The 16,591-nt window shown below is 37.4% G+C and carries 16 protein-coding genes; 4 read left to right on the forward strand and 12 right to left on the reverse strand.

From position 1 onward, the window contains the following. Positions 1–162 precede the first annotated feature (162 nt). From DYY66_RS11955 to DYY66_RS11985, 7 genes are all read right to left on the reverse strand, one after another. A complete protein-coding gene (locus tag DYY66_RS11955) occupies positions 163–1,074 on the reverse strand; it encodes a polysaccharide deacetylase family protein (RefSeq protein WP_166289741.1) in 912 nt (303 codons plus the stop codon). Between the two features lie 89 nt (positions 1,075–1,163). Further along, positions 1,164–4,070, reverse strand: a complete 2,907-nt coding sequence (locus DYY66_RS11960; RefSeq protein ID WP_166289744.1) for a pentapeptide repeat-containing protein — start codon at positions 4,068–4,070, stop codon at positions 1,164–1,166. 11 nt (positions 4,071–4,081) lie between these two features. Next, the gene (locus tag DYY66_RS11965) at positions 4,082–5,386 is read right to left on the reverse strand and encodes an MBOAT family protein (protein WP_255496474.1); all 1,305 of its coding nucleotides are present in this window, start codon (positions 5,384–5,386) and stop codon (positions 4,082–4,084) included. 202 nt (positions 5,387–5,588) lie between these two features. Further along, positions 5,589–7,019 carry a glycosyltransferase gene (locus DYY66_RS11970; protein WP_166289750.1) on the reverse strand — a complete coding sequence of 477 codons (1,431 nt, stop codon included), beginning with the start codon at positions 7,017–7,019 and terminating at the stop codon, positions 5,589–5,591. Beyond that, complete coding sequence (locus DYY66_RS11975) at positions 7,016–7,744, reverse strand: polysaccharide deacetylase family protein (RefSeq protein WP_166289753.1); 729 nt, start codon at positions 7,742–7,744, stop codon at positions 7,016–7,018. Before DYY66_RS11975 ends, DYY66_RS11970 begins: the two co-directional genes overlap by 4 nt. Positions 7,745–7,828: 84 nt before the next feature. Next, the gene (locus DYY66_RS11980) at positions 7,829–8,704 is read right to left on the reverse strand and encodes a potassium transporter TrkA (RefSeq protein ID WP_255496475.1); all 876 of its coding nucleotides are present in this window, start codon (positions 8,702–8,704) and stop codon (positions 7,829–7,831) included. 262 nt (positions 8,705–8,966) lie between these two features. After that, a complete protein-coding gene (locus tag DYY66_RS11985) occupies positions 8,967–9,515 on the reverse strand; it encodes a hypothetical protein (RefSeq protein WP_166289756.1) in 549 nt (182 codons plus the stop codon). 460 nt (positions 9,516–9,975) lie between these two features. On the opposite strand from DYY66_RS11985, the gene DYY66_RS11990 reads away from it, so the two are divergent. Together DYY66_RS11990 and DYY66_RS11995 are read left to right on the forward strand one after the other, a co-directional pair. Next, positions 9,976–10,182: a YwbE family protein gene (locus DYY66_RS11990; RefSeq protein ID WP_166289758.1), complete on the forward strand. Its 207-nt coding sequence runs from the start codon at positions 9,976–9,978 to the stop codon at positions 10,180–10,182. 366 nt (positions 10,183–10,548) lie between these two features. Beyond that, complete coding sequence (locus DYY66_RS11995; RefSeq protein WP_166289761.1) at positions 10,549–12,018, forward strand: glycosyltransferase family 39 protein; 1,470 nt, start codon at positions 10,549–10,551, stop codon at positions 12,016–12,018. 37 nt (positions 12,019–12,055) lie between these two features. Here DYY66_RS11995 and DYY66_RS12000 read toward each other — a convergent pair whose 3' ends face one another. Further along, the gene (locus DYY66_RS12000; protein WP_166289764.1) at positions 12,056–12,367 is read right to left on the reverse strand and encodes a hypothetical protein; all 312 of its coding nucleotides are present in this window, start codon (positions 12,365–12,367) and stop codon (positions 12,056–12,058) included. Between the two features lie 98 nt (positions 12,368–12,465). On the opposite strand from DYY66_RS12000, the gene DYY66_RS16735 reads away from it, so the two are divergent. Continuing rightward, the coding region (locus DYY66_RS16735; RefSeq protein WP_394352655.1) for a helix-turn-helix domain-containing protein at positions 12,466–12,736 on the forward strand (271 nt) is incomplete at its 3' end. 668 nt (positions 12,737–13,404) lie between these two features. On the opposite strand, the gene DYY66_RS12020 is transcribed toward DYY66_RS16735, so the two are convergent. Both DYY66_RS12020 and DYY66_RS12025 read right to left on the reverse strand, forming a co-directional pair. Beyond that, positions 13,405–13,890 carry a hypothetical protein gene (locus DYY66_RS12020; RefSeq protein ID WP_166289776.1) on the reverse strand — a complete coding sequence of 162 codons (486 nt, stop codon included), beginning with the start codon at positions 13,888–13,890 and terminating at the stop codon, positions 13,405–13,407. 88 nt (positions 13,891–13,978) lie between these two features. Continuing rightward, on the reverse strand, positions 13,979–14,164 hold the full coding sequence (locus DYY66_RS12025; protein ID WP_166289779.1) for a hypothetical protein: 186 nt from the start codon (positions 14,162–14,164) through the stop codon (positions 13,979–13,981). Between the two features lie 897 nt (positions 14,165–15,061). Here DYY66_RS12025 and DYY66_RS12035 point away from each other — a divergent pair. Next, entirely contained in the window at positions 15,062–15,259 is a 198-nt protein-coding gene (locus DYY66_RS12035) for a hypothetical protein (RefSeq protein WP_166289785.1), read from the forward strand. Positions 15,260–15,689: 430 nt separating this feature from the next. Here DYY66_RS12035 and DYY66_RS12040 read toward each other — a convergent pair whose 3' ends face one another. Then, positions 15,690–15,869 carry a hypothetical protein gene (locus tag DYY66_RS12040; RefSeq protein ID WP_166289788.1) on the reverse strand — a complete coding sequence of 60 codons (180 nt, stop codon included), beginning with the start codon at positions 15,867–15,869 and terminating at the stop codon, positions 15,690–15,692. 5 nt (positions 15,870–15,874) lie between these two features. Then, on the reverse strand, positions 15,875–16,252 hold the full coding sequence (locus DYY66_RS12045) for a hypothetical protein (protein WP_166289791.1): 378 nt from the start codon (positions 16,250–16,252) through the stop codon (positions 15,875–15,877). Positions 16,253–16,591 lie beyond the last annotated feature (339 nt).

A 16,591-nucleotide genomic window follows, 5' to 3' on the forward strand; every position in this document is an offset into this window, starting at 1 on the left:
TTTAATATTAGATTTATCAACGATCATTTTGACTTGTGTACATTATCACACCATCACACCCAAAAATAGTTTTAATTCGTCAATTTAGTATCTTGTGTAACTTTGTTCAGTCACGAAAATGAACAAGTCTTAAATAAGTACAATAGCTGGTTTGGTGTCTATTTATTTGAACATGGTAGATGATGTAATAACTTTCTTGTCAATCAAATAATTGACATTAGATAGAACCTGCTTGTCAGAAATCATTCCCTTTTCATTCCATGTGAAAACAGCATTCAACCAGCCAGGATAGTGTTTACTTTGCATATTAGATGGAATTTGATCCATAGTTACTATTTTGATGCCACTCTTTTTTATGCTGTCAATGAGCAGCCCAAGATTTTTAATTTGAGTTGCGTCCACATTGTTTGCATAATGAGATTGTATCCTTTGTGCAAATTCAGGAGGATGCATTATTACCATCGAATACCCATACTTGTTGATGTCAGACATTATTTTTACAAGAACATGTTGGTTATCATAATGACGCCAGATGTTATCATTACCAGTAAGGTTGCTTATCTGTGCAGTTCCAGGAACATGATAGACTTGAGCACTTTTTGTAAAAGAAGATGAATTATCTTGTGATACATCTGCTGAAATATACTTGAAATTATTTTCAAAAAATGCTATCATGGTATCAGAATTGATAGTATCAAAAGGTGGGATAAACGCTGAAGGGGTAACCCCAAACAGAGTGGATATCCTCCCATTGGTATTTTTCATCAACATACCTTGTTGATCTCTGCTAAATTGAGTAAAATCCTCATGATTCCAACCATGGTTTGCTATTTCTAATGCAGGGGCTGTCTTTCCTACCTTAGTTTTTACATCATGCACTAATTTGAAATCTTGTCCTATATGATTTCCAATTACTCCAATTGTTAAACTGGCATTTTTTTGATGGAATGTATCAATTATTTTTGTTTGAACACTGTCTAACCAATAATCTTGAATATCATCCAGTCTAAATGAGACACATTGACACGATGTCTTAGAATATGCCAAGACAGGATATGCAGGAATAAAGATCATCGATAAGACGAGAAATAGAAATAATTTTGCAAATATCATTATATACTATCTACATCCTGCTTTCCAAATTCCATTGTTGCAAAAACTTTTCATTTGGATATCTCCTTTTGTGCCAGAATTTCATTAATGTGTAAAGTAACTGGTCCTGTAGAATCATCGTTAATTCTTATTTGAATTCTGTTTATTGCAGATATGTCAGGGGTGCCATTTACAGCAAATTGTTTTGGATCAATTGAAATCTTCGTCCATTCTCCAGACTTGACATGGTTTGGAATTGAAATCTTGTATGTGAACCAGGATGATTTCAAACCGTCACTTGAGAGATATATCCAAAATTCTTTTACTTTTGAAGAATTGTCTACTTTAATCCAAGTACTTGTGACATAATGACTCAAATCAAAAGCATGTAAGAAAATATTACTATGAGTAACTATAGGTGAACCATTTCCAGCAGTAACAAGTTTCAGACTTTGTGAACCATTTATGAAATCAGTATTATCATATGACTGGCTCCCACTAGACGATTGCTTTATCCAGCCAGTAGTAGATTGGAAATTTGAAATTACTTCAGTACGAGGTAGTGCATGAGAGGCAGACGCTGATTTAATTTTTGAAGGATCAGTTATTGCCTTGGACATGTCTACCCCAGTCAGGTTAGCATGAGCCAAATTAGCGCCCACAAGGATTGTTCCTCGTAGATCATCGCCTGATAGATCCGCACCAGATAGATTAGCGCCAGACAGATTTGCATTAGTCAAATTAGAGTTTTTAATCAGGGCATCACGTAGATCACTGTGAGACAGATCTGCACCAACCAGATTTGCATCTACGAGTTTTGCTTTCCACAACACTGCCTTTGTTAGATCAGATCCTTCTAGTGTAGTACCTGTCAGATTTTTCATTCCAAGATTTACACCAGATAGAATTGCATAGTCAAAATGCGTTCCCCGAAGATTGCTTCCAGTAAAGTCCTTGCTAGATAAGTCAACCCCGGTAAAGTTGGCATTGACTAGATTAGTCCCTACAAGGATTGTTCCAGTCAGATCCTTGTTTGCAAGATTTACGCCAGGCATAATTGCACTGTGCAAGTCTGCACCAACAAGCTCTGTTCCTGACAAAGCATTGCCAGACAAATCAGCATTACGAAGTTTAGCATTATTCAGATTAGCCCCAGTCAGTATTGTCTTTCTTAAGTTATCACCAGATAGATCTGCACCTGCTAGATCAGCATTCTGTAAATTAGTCCTAAATAGAAATGCGCCTGTTAGATTTTTGCCTGTAAGATCAGTACCACTAAGATTAGTATATGCCAGATTAGATCCTATAAGGACTGCTCCAGTTAGATCTTTATCTGACAAGTAAACTCCCTTGAGACTGGCACCCGTCAGATTTTTGCCTGCCAGATCAACATTATGAAGATTTGCATAATCCAAATTGGCCCCTGCAAGAATTGTTCCAGTGAAATCTTGACCTGACAGGTTATCACCACCAAGGTTAGCTCCAGCGAGATTCTTGTGTGACAAGTCCACATCTGTCAGATTGGCATTGACCAGATTAGTCCCTACAAGGATTGTTCCAGTCAGATCTTTGCCCGACAAGTTAACCCCACTTAGGTTTGTTCCAGTGAGGTCCTTGCCTGAGAGTTCAACGTCGGCAAGATCTGCATTTGTTAAATCAGCACCGGTTAGAATAGTACCAGTCAGATCTTCTCCAGACAAATCCAAATTATGCATATAGGCATGCCCAAGATTTGCATCTTTGAGAATTGTATTGGTCATGTTTGCACCGTATAAATTAGAATATATGAGAATAGTTCCAGTCATGTTCTTTCCTGACAAATTCACAGATCGTAAATCAGCATAAGAAAGATCTTTGTGACTCAAGTTCTCGGCACTTGTGTCAACAGTTTTCATATTTGTAAAAGAGTGTAATTCACCTAGAACAATTTTTGCAATATCATCACTGTAAATTACTACCTTGGGGTTTTGAGCAACATGTTGCGCATCAGCCCATATGTTTAGAGTTACATACTTGTCATGTAGATCATACAATTTTAAATTATTATCAGTAGCAAACTTTCCTAGCGTAGACAAGAATGTGTGTATACCATTATCCCCCACAGCATTCAGATAACTTTGGGAAAACGGCGGCACAAACAATATCACGTTGATATTATTTTTCTTGAATGTAGAAACCATTTCATTTAATTTTGTCAACTCATTGTTCATGTCTTCAGGACACACGTGAACGGTATAACCCAATGGTTTGTTTATTTCAGTCAGACTGGTGATATCCACAAAGATTGGCTCTCTTTTTTCAAAGAGATTTTGATTTACGGCACCAGAAGTAGAATTATTTCCAGTAGATACAGCACCCACTTCAGTGTTGGATGTAATATTTTCTTCAAAATATGATTTTAGCAGATCAACTGTAACATGTTTTGGATCAGCAAGATTTGAAAAATAATCTATCTTTACAGGAATTATCTTTTGCAAGTATGATGCCGCATCTTGAACCGATGGAGTACTAAATGAGGGAGTACCAAACGATGGAGTAGTCGTGCTATTACCTTCAAAAGGCGTGGATCCACCAGAGGCACAACTAGGTGCATTATTTGTATACGGTTTGTATCCTAATTCACGAAAACCTAATCCATATACAATAACTGTGGGATGAGCTGAAACCATAGGTTCTAGATATTGAATTTGTTGTGAGGGGTTACCAGCGCCATTTTTTGCTATGTTATATACCTGAAATTGTTGTAAGCCATTTTCTGAAAGATATTGTTTGATGTAAGACGAGTTTAGTCGTTCAACATAACTAGAACCCAGGAGGAAGACTCTTTTTTCTCCCGAGTCAGCTCCCGCAAAAGAAAACTTTTGATTGCTGACATCAACAGGATTTGCCGCACCATAAGTCAGATATGCAAAAAGCATTGCAAAAGATACAATCAGGGCAATGGACGCGGCGATACTTGTTTTTATGGTATTGTTCATATCATAATCTCCTAAAATCTGAAATAGATGAAATCCTCCGGTTTTCCATCATAAAGAATTAAAATTGAAAATGTGATTGCAACAAGAAACATCACCCAATATCGTAATTTCAAACCAGAGATTGTTTCTATCAAATTATTCTTTTTGTAAGACACATAGTGTAGAACGATAAAAGCGATAATGAGTAAAATTGGAAGTTTATTTAATGAAATTACATTTAGTGTTTTATCAATTGCAAAGTCCCATACAATATACTTCCAAATGGAATATGTCAGATTACTTGAATCCTGTACCCTAAATGGAATCCAAGTTAAGAACACTAGATATTGTGTAATGAATATAGAAATAACAATTCCAATTTTTGTTTTGAAAAATTTATTGTCCTTCAACGATGGAACTCTGTCCAGAATTAATTTATGCATAGCAAGATACAATCCATGCAACATTCCCCAGATGACAAAGTTCCAGGATGCACCATGCCATAGTCCTCCCAAGAACATTGTTATGAATAGATTAAGATATGTCCTGAGCTTTGATACACGATTACCTCCCAATGTTATGTACAAATAATCTCGCAGCCATGATGATAATGAGATGTGCCATCTTCGCCAGAAATCAGAAGGGGACGTTGCAAAATATGGCCTGTTAAAATTAGCAGGTATCTTGAATCCCAAGATCATTGCTGCGCCTATTGCAATATCAGAATAACCAGAAAAGTCACAATAAATTTGGATACCAAAGCCAATGGTGGCCAGAATAATGGTAAAGGACTCTGCACCTATAGGATAGTTGAAGATGTCATTTACCATAGGCGAGATATTGTCGCTGAAGAACATTTTTTTGAAAAATCCCATAGCCATCATGGTGACACCAAATTTCAGGTTAGAGTTCTCAAGAACAATTAACTTCAATCTAGTTCCCATCTCAGACTGGGCTATCTGTTCCCTAAACTGGGGCAAAATCTGACTTGCCCTAAGTATTGGACCGGCAACTAGAGACGGGAAGAATGTAACAAATAGTGCAAATTCCCTAAATGTCTTGCTTGGAACAAGATGTCCTCGATAGATGTCTATTGTATACGTCATTGTATGAAATGTATAAAATGAAATTCCTATTGGCAGAACTAGATTTAGTAGAGGTATGTTACTTCCAAGCCCGAGGTAGACACCCAGTGCATTGAACTGCGAAATTGCAAAGTCAGCGTACTTGAAAAATCCTAAGAGACCCAAATTTCCTGCCATGCTACAAATTAGCAGCATTTTTCTTCGTTGAGGATTAGTTGACTTGTATATTGCACCTCCTAGATAAAAATCCAAAAGTGTTGAATAAATTAAAAGCGTAATCAGATAGTTGCTTGAATAATAAAAGAAAAAGTAACTTGCAAATAATAAAAACAAGTGTTGAAACTTTCTTTTTTTAATAATTGCAACAGAACCTAATACAACAACAAAGAAAACAATAAACTGAAGAGAATTAAATAACATCTATTCACCAAAGTCCATAAAAATAGATGTCATGTTATCTTGTGAGCCATTCATTTTTCCTAAAATTCCATACTGCCGGAAAGACTAGCCAAGATAAGACAAAAGATGCAATAAGATTCATTATTGGTTTATACTTCCAAGTTGTTGAGAGGTTATTTCGGAACTTACAGTCTAACCCATGAGCAAGCCCTGTAAGTAATGAACCAAGTACGAAAATTGAAGGTACCCAATATTGCTGAAGTATTACAGGTTCATAGAATAATACTATCAAAACAATGAGTGGGGATGTAAAAGTCGTCATAAATTCAGTATAAAAAATTAAAGCCATTAACGGATTTTTCTTCCAGAAAAAAGAACTTACAAATAGATTAGAACGGATGTAACCCTTTTTCCATCTTTTTTGTTGCTTGAAATATCCTTTTATTTTTTCAGGAACATCAGTATAAACCAGGGCAGATGCAACATAGGTTGCTTTCCATTCCACAATGGCTTGGGCGGTTAGTATCCTATCTTCTGCATCATCATAATTTGCACTATCCTCCATCATTCTTTTTGAGATTGGAGCCAACTCGGTTTTTGCCCATGGCGTTGCTATTGCATATGAAGTAAGGTCTCTATCGTCACTATTGTGAATTCTTGCCTTTATCCAATATGGAATAAAGTTGGCAATTGCTTCACGCCTATATCCTGCCAGGCAGCCCGAACAACACATTACGCTTCCAAAAACGCTTTCTGTTGTTTTGTGAATGTTAAATGCATAATCATACCACACGTCCTGACATTTTGTAAGAAAGCTTTTTTGCGCATTCCATGCCCGGGCATAACCTACAACTGCACCTGTTTTTGGATCTGCATAAAACGCCTTCATGAATTCCTTGATTGCATGAGGATCTACTACACTATCAGAGTCTATCAGTACGATATAATCTGCCGTGGATGCGTTGAATCCAGCTGCAACAGCCTTACGCTTTCCTTCATTTATTTTATGTACAACTTTTAATTTAGGATATTTTCTTGTAAGATTGTCTAGAATTTCTTTGGTACCATCTTTGCTTCCATCATTTACTGCTATTACTTCTAGGTTTTTGTATGTAGAACAATAAATTGCATCAATTACTATTTCGATCATTGCTTCTTGATTATACACAGGAATTATGACTGAGACTAGATCATTTTTTGCTACACCTTTTGCAGGGTTTTTGTAAAAAAACCATCCAACAAACAATATGATCAAGGCATGTATCGGCATCAAAGTAGAGTATACAATGAGAGGATCGTTTAGATCGACGCCTTTTACCACATTAAATACAATCACACCTGAAATTGCAATGATACTACATATTCTCAAAACCCATGCTAGTTTACGGACTTGAATCCTACCACTTGGTGCAAACTTTTGATTGCATTTTGGAATCTCAATTACTTTAACATCAGAATGTGATTTTTCTTGTAACTCTACAGTCAAGTTCTATTTGCTCCGTGTATCGTCAAATCCATAGAAGTTAATTCAGTTGCACTCACAAAACGAAAGTTTTTAGATTTAAATTCTGAAATGAATTCGTCAATCTGAGATACGGGTGTAGAATTATCAAAATTTACTAGAACTGGTTTGTCTGCAGGAACATGTCTGAAGAAACCTGTATAATACTTTGATCCGTTATACGTAACTAGATCAAACTTTATGAATTTTCCATCATAATACTTGTTATATTGTTCGTTATAGGAAAAATCTGCTAAGATGTTTGAACGACTCAGTAGAGAGTAAATATTAGCATCTGTCGCACCATACGGAGCTTTGAATAATTTAGAATCTAAATTTCCAGCCTTGTCAACTGCCAATTTGCCATTTTGCACTTCCTCAAGTTGAGTAGCGTAATCTGAAATTGAAGGAAGTGATACATAGTCATATGATTCACTACCAATGTCAACACCGCTGGAAAATCCATTAACACAATCAGGATGTCGTTCTGCAACTTTACCAATTACAAATACAGCTGCCTTGACATCATATTTTGATAAAACAGTAGATAGATCATGACACCAGTTAGGAAGATTTTGTTCATTAGTTACACTAAATGAGAGAAGTATTGGTTGGGTGGGACTAGGACGCAAGAATTCGGGTACTACTAATAAAACGCCTAATGTGATTACTATCCCAGTGATTATCGCACCCACTTGTACTATTTTCATGCAATGTCAGCCTCTTGCTAGAGGTATTTCCTGTGAAGCCTTTTGGATAAGGTGGAACCTGTATTGTGAATCCACCATCTNGTGTCAGCCTCTGGCTAGAGGTATTTCCTGTGTGGCTTTTTGAATAAGATGGAATCTGTATTGTGAATCCACCATCTTCGCAGCTCGTATCATACTGGTCACTACAGAATTTCTTGAAAAGTCAAGAAACATCTGACTGTCTTTTGGAAGACAGTGACCTCCAATACCATCCCGGGCATCAAGGATTTTGATATTCCATTTTGTGTTGATTGCATCTCGTAGTTCATCAAAGTTGAGTGTCGTGTTGTCACATACCATCTTGATCTCCTCTGCAAATGCGATCTCAAGATATCTGTACGAGTTCTCGACAACTTTGGTGAGCTCTGCTACATCAGGTGAGCTTACTTGATGAAGCGGAATTTTTAGTACATTTCCGTAGAAATGCTTTCCTTCAGTCATGCAACATGGTTCACACCCACCAATCACTCTGACCTGTCTTACTCCATGTTCACTTTTTTCATGGACATAGAATCTGTGCGGTACATGTACTACATGTAACCTATGGCCGAGTATCTTTTTGATTTCTTGTGTAGTTCCCCTTGTTACAGTGGAATCAATTCCGACAAGTGCGTCCATCTTGCCTTCATGTGCAAGTCGTTTTGCAATGTCAAATAGTCCATCAAGATATGGAACAAACATATCTTCTGGTTTGTGTGTAGAGATACAGATGACATAATAGTCATAACCACGAAAGTCTGTGGCACCTTTTTGTATCACTTTGTCTTTTATGGCTCTTGCAACTGCATCTTTGCTGATATCAAAGCCATCCACTTGCAGTCCAAGGGATGTCATGTACTCTGCATTGCTATGCCCTATTTGCCCTAAGCCTATAATGAGAATCTTTTTTCCAGAATTCTCGTTATGTGTTTTTTCAAACATTTCGTTTTATCTCCTGTGTCGCTTTCCAGCAGTTACCATGATACCAATCCTCACCAAATATTACATCGTTTTCAACAAATTCCATTTCCATACCACAAGTACAACATGACACGACTTTGGAAAAAATCATCGCAGAATGTATTTTGCTGCCATTTAGCATATTTCGTTCATGGCTTGTGTTCTCATGAATCTGTTCAATCATTTGAAACCTTTGTAAAAAAATTGCTTATAGGAATTTGGGTTCTGTTTGTGTCAAACTGTGTCAGATGTATTCTTTGTGTGAAAATTCAAAGACAACAACTCCTGCATGATGTGATTCATTTGAAATTATTATTTTCAATGATTCAAGTATTGCATGCACATATTGTTGCACAAATACGGACCATTTGTGATTATTTCCCGTACAAAATACTAGTCGATAGTTATTTCCAGACACCTTGTGTGAAAATTCAAACCAGTTGCAATACTTGGCAAGCATTACAAAGTAATTGTAAATAACATGATCAATTTTATATTGCAAGCCCAAGATATCAAAATGCTTCTTCACAATACGTGGTCCTTCTTTTACAATATCTTCAATTTCGGATTCAGGAATTTTGGATACAATTGAGAAAAACAAATCATGTGGAACGACCATGTTTGGTAATACGTTTACAGTTTCGTCGTATGCAACATTTTTGTGCAAGATATTAGATATCATTGCATTCAGTGTAAGGTCTTTTTTGTGTGCGTTTTGTTTGAGAATTTCTAAAAGATCACTTTGTAGTCTCAGGGTGAGTCTGTTGGTAGATATTTTTCGCAAAATCTCCACTTCACAGCCAACTCCAAGTAACTATGTACGGTAAACCAAATACTTCATCATGGTTACCCGTAGCAGTAATAGTCTCTGTTTTCACATCTTTTTTACATCTGACACATTCAATAAAACTATGTAAGTATGACACAGAAATAACATGTGTAGATATTATGTAATTTTGAGCCGAGTTTGTATAAATATCAAGGCCATTTTTGAGCGTGATTTGCGTCACATTGCGTCTACTTGCGTCACATTGTGTTGTAAATTTCATCTTGGAATTTCAGAGATTCTAATTCTATTAAAAATTGCGTAGGAATTAGATGTTCGAATCATACTTACAAAAATATTTTTCTCAAATTAGTTTGATCGATTGAAAATAAAAATATTGTGGACCATTGTATACTTGAAAAATAGAACATTGTTCTGACATAAAGTGATCATCAACTAGATAATACAGCATATGTAACATATGAAAATGGACAAAGTGCCTTCAAGAGATAAGATCAAGATAGGATCCAGCGTGTGGATAACACTAAAGCAAGATCAAGGCACCGGTAAATTAACAGAGGGTACCGTAAAACGGATTCTCACTTCAAGTAGTTTTCATCCACATGGAATCAAAGTGGAATTGCACGATGGTAAGATAGGCAGGGTACAAAAGGTATCTGATATTTTACCCTAAGATTACAGTCATTACTTTTTTCGTCGTGGTAAGAATAAAAGAACGGTTCCCAACACGATGAGAACTCCAACTAGTGCAGTATACATCAATGCCAAAGGTAGTGATTTTATATAATCAGTTTGTACTGTAGGAAGTAGAAAATTTGCACCTGTAGCCAACACCCAGATTAGAAAAAAACATCCAACAAGAACAATTGCATCAATTACCAGAATCTTTTGAAATGGCTTCATGAAATCTTGCATACACAGTCACTGTTAAACAATTACCAGATGGTCATGTATGATTCTACTAGAAGATTTCTTCTGTATACCATGACACATTGTGAATAAGTTTAAGGAGCTAAAAAATCGCATCAACATATTGAATATGAGATTAAGCTGTAACAGATATCATCTTCTCATCATAGCTATATTGATAGTTTCTGCCTTTTCTCACCTTTGGAATGTTGCAGGCTTTCCAGATATCTTCTTTGATGAGGGAGTATACATGCGAAGGGCAATGCACGTATTGAATGGTCAGAGCCCACAGGAAGGCTCGTTTTATGATCACCCATTGTTTGGACAGACATTTCTTGCAGGAATACTTGGTTCCATTGGGTACCCCCATTCCCTGAGTCCTTCAGGTGACGCAAGTTCTATTTCCATGCTGTATGTGGTACCAAGAGTCATCATGGGACTGTTGGCAGTTGCTGATACTTTTCTCATCTATAAAATAGCAGGAAAACGCTATGGGCAAAATGCAGCATGGGTTTCTGCAGTATTATTTGCAGTGATGCCAATGTCATGGATATTTCGCAGAATATTGCTTGATTCAATTTTGTTGCCGTTTCTTTTGCTGTCAATCTGGGCTGCACTGCATTCTAAAGATTCCAAACATGTTACATGGTTAGTTTTGTTATCAGGTGTATGCCTGGGCCTTGCAGTGTTTACAAAGATTCCTGCATTTACCATGATTCCTTTGGTTGGAGGCATTGTATTTTTTGGCAATACCAAACGCTTCAAGTTGCTTACATTGTTGCTACTACCTGTGATTTTGATTCCACTCTTGTGGCCTCTCCAGAGCATAGAAACAGGGCATTTCAACTATTGGGTACATGATGTATTTTATTTCCAGACACATCGAGTTGGCGGTTCTGATCTGAACTATATCACAAAGTCATTTATGCAGATGGATCCTGCATTGTTTTGGCTCTCTGCAGCAGGCATCGGGTTTGCCGCAATCAGAAGAGATTATTTTGTACTAGGATGGTTTGTTCCATTTGTTATTTTCTTGTATGCCATAAACTACAACCAATACTTTTACTGGATTCCAGTAATACCTGTGATGTGTATCGCTGCAGCAGTCTTGATAGTGAGATTGTTCGAAAAGATACCAAGGAAGAAAATTTCTCACGCGGGTACTATCATTCTAGTTTTAGGAGTATGTGCATTTGGAATGGTAGGCCTTGTAAAACTCATCACTACTGACATGACAAGCGCAGAGTATGCTGCAACAGCATTTGTAGTAAACCAACCAATCCATAATGATACCAGCATTCTTGCAAGCCCCACATATACCTGGATATTTAGCGATGTATTTCACAAGAAAAACGTTCCACTTGATTATTCACAAATACTCTCATATCCGGTAAACACAACAAAAGTTGTTCTTGTGGCAGATCCCCATTTCATAATAGACATCAACAGGGGAAAACAACTTGTGGACATGTACAATTCTACACAACTTGTTGCCACATTTGATGATGACATATCAAAATACGACACGGATCATTATCCCTTCAAGAGTCTTTATTCCACTACAGAGGGAAAACATATTGAAATCAGAGTGAAAAACTAGTTTTTCACTATATGATTTGACAAATAAAAAAAGAGAATTAGAGGGCAAGTCTCTTTTGTGCAAATTCATACTGTTTTGCGCGCACTACAAAGGCCATAAAGATGCCTCCAAAAATTGCCCCTGAGATTATCGAAGCCCCAACCACCCCATTTGCGTTAAGATATGGAGTGCCTGAGCCGTCTCCTGGATGTTCTTGTACAATCTCAACTTTCTTTTTTGCAAGAATAAGCTCTTGCTCCAAAGTCATTGGACCGCCTGAGTACCCAGGATACTGCTGTGCAAATGCCAGTTGTGGCAAGACAGCAGACAAGAGTACGGCAAGCAATATGCTGTATGCAAATTTCTTCATGATGTACGATAGTGCAATTTTGAATTTAGCGTTTGATGAAAATAGGATTTCATCAAAAGTCTTACATATCATGGTACTGTTATTATGGTACATTTATCATGACTCAAGAAAAATCAAGACAGCCAGTTCCGGAAAGAGTCGGCATATACGGTACAGAAGATGACAATCTAAGAGCACTTGGTGAAGTTTTGGTAAATGATGTTAGCAGAAATATCTTGAAGATGTTGTTTGAAAATGCATTTACTGCAAATGACATTGCGGTAAAGACAGAATATTCACTACAGCTTGTGCGATACCACTTAAAAAAGATGCAGGATGTAGGACTGGTTGAGATATCAAGGATTGGAAAAAACACAAAATCACATGACANTCGTTACAGCTTGTGAGATATCACCTAAAAAAGATGCAAGATGTTGGACTGGTCGAGATATCAAGGATTGGAAAAAACACAAAATCACACGACATGAAATACTATACTGCTACCAGATTTGCAATTGTAATTTTGCCATCCAAGTTTTCAGAAAAAGCAAGGACAAGCAAGTCACTTGCTCGTTCCTTGAAATCATTATACAGGTTTGGTGCAATAGGGATTACAGCGATTGGTGCATGGTTTACTACTCTTGCGTTACAGGGAACTGGCAGCATCTCAGATGTATCAAAAGGCATACCAGACGTACCAAGTGGAAGCGGATACACAAGCNATGTCAAAAGGTATACCCGATGTACCAAGTGGAAGCGGATACACAAGCTACAATCCGTTTTATAACGCAGTAGGCGGTCCTTATTCAGGAGACGGCGGAATTGGCTCAGGTGCAACCCTAGAAGAGATGCTCAAGCTAGCGCGGGAGAAAGTTTCAATGGCTGCCCAGAGTCCACATGCAGGTTCTGGGACACCGTTCTTTACTGGTAGTCCAATACCTGCGGATATATTTTGGCCTGTGATAATAGTACTAACAGTTGTGGCATTTGGTCTATCCATTGAAATAATTCTGCGTCTACTCAAAGTCAATGTTGCACGACAACAGAACTAGTTTGCATCAGCTAGGATTCAGTTGATCTATTACAACATGGTAATACAAGTTGTTTAGCTTAAACTCCATACTGGTTGTATCTGTTGTAAAGTTGACACCAAAGTTTGTGTCATTTGTTTGCGTTTCAGGCAATTGTTCTGCCTTGCCACCTGCCAATTGTAGTATGGAATCAACATCATTTGGGTTGATGTTAGTTGTAAATGTATGAGGGCGATAGTAAGGCGGTGGAGTAAACCTGGCAAAGGCTTGATCAATCGCATTTTTCAATGTAGGTATCTTATCCAGCGTGGTATTGTCAAGAGGTATCGTACTGCTATCAATGTCATATAGTTGTTCTGGCGAATGGACTTTAACATCTCCAGGAGTTATTTCAACGGTTGCACTCAATTGTATCACAGAAGTTTGTGTTTTGGGAACCATCTCCAAAAATACAAAAATTCCTGCAATGGCTACACTTGCTACAACCAATACAATCGTGATGGTTTTTACCACAAAATTCAGTATGACGAATAAGGATTTAACTGATATTCATCATGTGGTGTTGTCACACATTATACAATATTTTAAAACGTAATCTGTTCTAGATTTGATCTACCAGTTTGTCCTTGTATTCAAGTATGGCTTTTTTAATCTCAGAATAACCACTTGTCAGGTTTCCTGTCTTTTCAAAGTCGGTAAGTGTGGACTCTAATTTTTGGACAAAGTCCAGTGCATCATCGTTGTTTTTTTGTAGTTTCTTTTTCAATCCATTGATTTGATTGTCCATATTTTACATGATACTACAATCTAGTATAAAGATTGTTTTCATTATCAATTCATTATTTTTCTACATGAGAGAACATCATCGCTTGTGGCGATTTGATGCATCATACTGTTTTGCTCTGTTTTCGTTATAGTTTATCTGCAGCATGACATGCCTGAGTTTTTTTCGCTTGTTCTCGTCAGGAAAGTGAACAAGCATAAACTCGTCAAGCTCTTCGACTCCCCGTTCATCAAGTATCTCTAGCGCTATTCTTCCTGCTTCTCTTGAATTGTCTAGGCCACATTNGTTTCGTTATAGTTTATCTGGAGCATTACATGTCTGAGTTTTTTTCGCTTGTTCTCATCAGGAAAGTGAATGAGCATAAACTCGTCAAGATCTTCGACTCCCCGTTCCTCAAGTATCTCTAGTGCAATTCTTCCTGCCTCTCTTGAATTGTCTAGTCCGCATTTACTGCATATGGTACCTCGCGTAATCTTTCTTCTGCAGGTAGAGTTGATACAATGCATCATGGAATAAAATCAGCAAACGCTCTATAAAAACAGCCCGAACCCCGCATGATTACTAGAGAATTAATTTAGAAAATATCAAAAGCATTAATTTTACTGTCAATAGAAAACAAAGAAAATGGGAGAGCAAGAGTGTCTAGAATGCATGTCAAAGAACACTGGAGAGTATATGGACCCAGTCGAAAAAATGGATGGAATGCACTATTATTTTCTATGCGAGGACTGCAAATATGAGTGGGAAGTAATAAGAAAATAAGTCTGCCATATACCACAATCAAATATCTAAGACAGAAATTGCTAAATTACAAGCCTGGTTTTGAANTAAGCAGCCACATACCGCAATCAAGCACTTGGACAGAAATTGCTAAATTACAAGCCTGGTTTTGAATAGCAAATGAGTTTTGAAGGAATCGATATCCAGATTGAGCGATATACAAAGAAGATTAACGCAAAAACTGAGCAGCTAAAAGATCCTAACCTAAGCCATGAGGAAAGAAAGAGGTTAGAGACAGAGGTCAAAAATGCAACACTTGAAAGAAACAAGTGGAAGATAAGAAAGAACAACCTGTTTACAACTAGGCACAAGAAATAGGAAAAATAGTTCGTCTACGTTAGTTGGATTTTGCTGCTTTTGTGACAGGTCTCATTCCGCTATGGATATCGTTTTTACAGTTATCACACAGAAAATTATCAATGGATCCTTTTCCATAATGACCACACCTGCAACTGGTACAAGAGNTCTGAGATAAAAAATGCAACACTTGAGCGAAACAAGTGGAAGATAAGGAAGAACAACCTATTTACAACTAGGCACAAGAAATAGGAAAAAAGTTCGTCTACGTATTAATGTGATTTTGTTGCCTTTGTGACAGGTCGCATTCCACTGTGGATGTCATTTTTACAGTTATCACACATGTAATTATCAATGGATCCTTTTCCGTAATGACCACACCTGCAACTTGTACAAGAGCACAATACTCTATCAAATTCTTTCATGGTTGATACAACAAGTAGAATCAATATTAATATCTGCTTTCTGCAGGCCTGATGTCATCTACCAGTACTTGGACTGACCTGAAGACTGATTTGACTGCGGCATTTACCTCTCTGAGGTCTTGGCCGGTATTTCCAATCAAGTCCATCATGTTTTTTGCAGACTTTGCAAACTCTTTGGCTTCTTGTATGACACCTGTCTGTTCCATCAGTTTTACAGTGCCTGCATCTTTTCAGAAGCCTCGTTGATGTTTTGCGTAATCAAGCGGAAGTTTTCTATGTTCTTGACCATCTCGGGTGTCTTTAGTGCCTCGATGATATCCTTGGCAACTGTACCCATGTCCATTATTTTTCCAAGTGATTCTTGCACTCCAGGTGCCCTAATCTGGCGCATTATCTCAACTGCGCAAGAGACTGTTTCTTTTATCTCTTGGATCTTGCCGGTTTTTTCTACTGCCATTCTATGGACCTCCAGGAATAGTGTACAGAGAAAGACTTTGCCCATTGCCAATAGGTGTTCTTTTCCATCAACCCATTGCATTATCTGGACTGCATAGTCTAGACACTTTGTGATTGTTGCCGAGTCAGTCATTCTAGTTTTCCTCCCTGCATTTCTCGGATTGTTTTTGTTCTTGTCATGATGTGATAGTGTCAGAAAAATTATTTATCGATTCAATACAAATTTGCAACAAAAATGTTGGATTGTGCCTAGATGTATACCAAATCAGGGGTAAAATACAATAAAAAAGAAGGTCTATGGATTTCGTACAGGTTTCCAGGCTGAAAACCAGGATGACATCATGCCTGTATCCATAGTTGTAAATGTCTTCAAGTTGTCATTGAATGTCTTGATGCTCTGTCTTGTAGCATCTATTGCAGTTATCACTGCCTTGTTCTGAAGAGATATAGCTTTTACAAACTCGTCTGTTGC

The organism is Candidatus Nitrosotalea sp. FS (assembly GCF_011319475.1).
Classification (GTDB): Archaea; Thermoproteota; Nitrososphaeria; order Nitrososphaerales; family Nitrosopumilaceae; genus Nitrosotalea.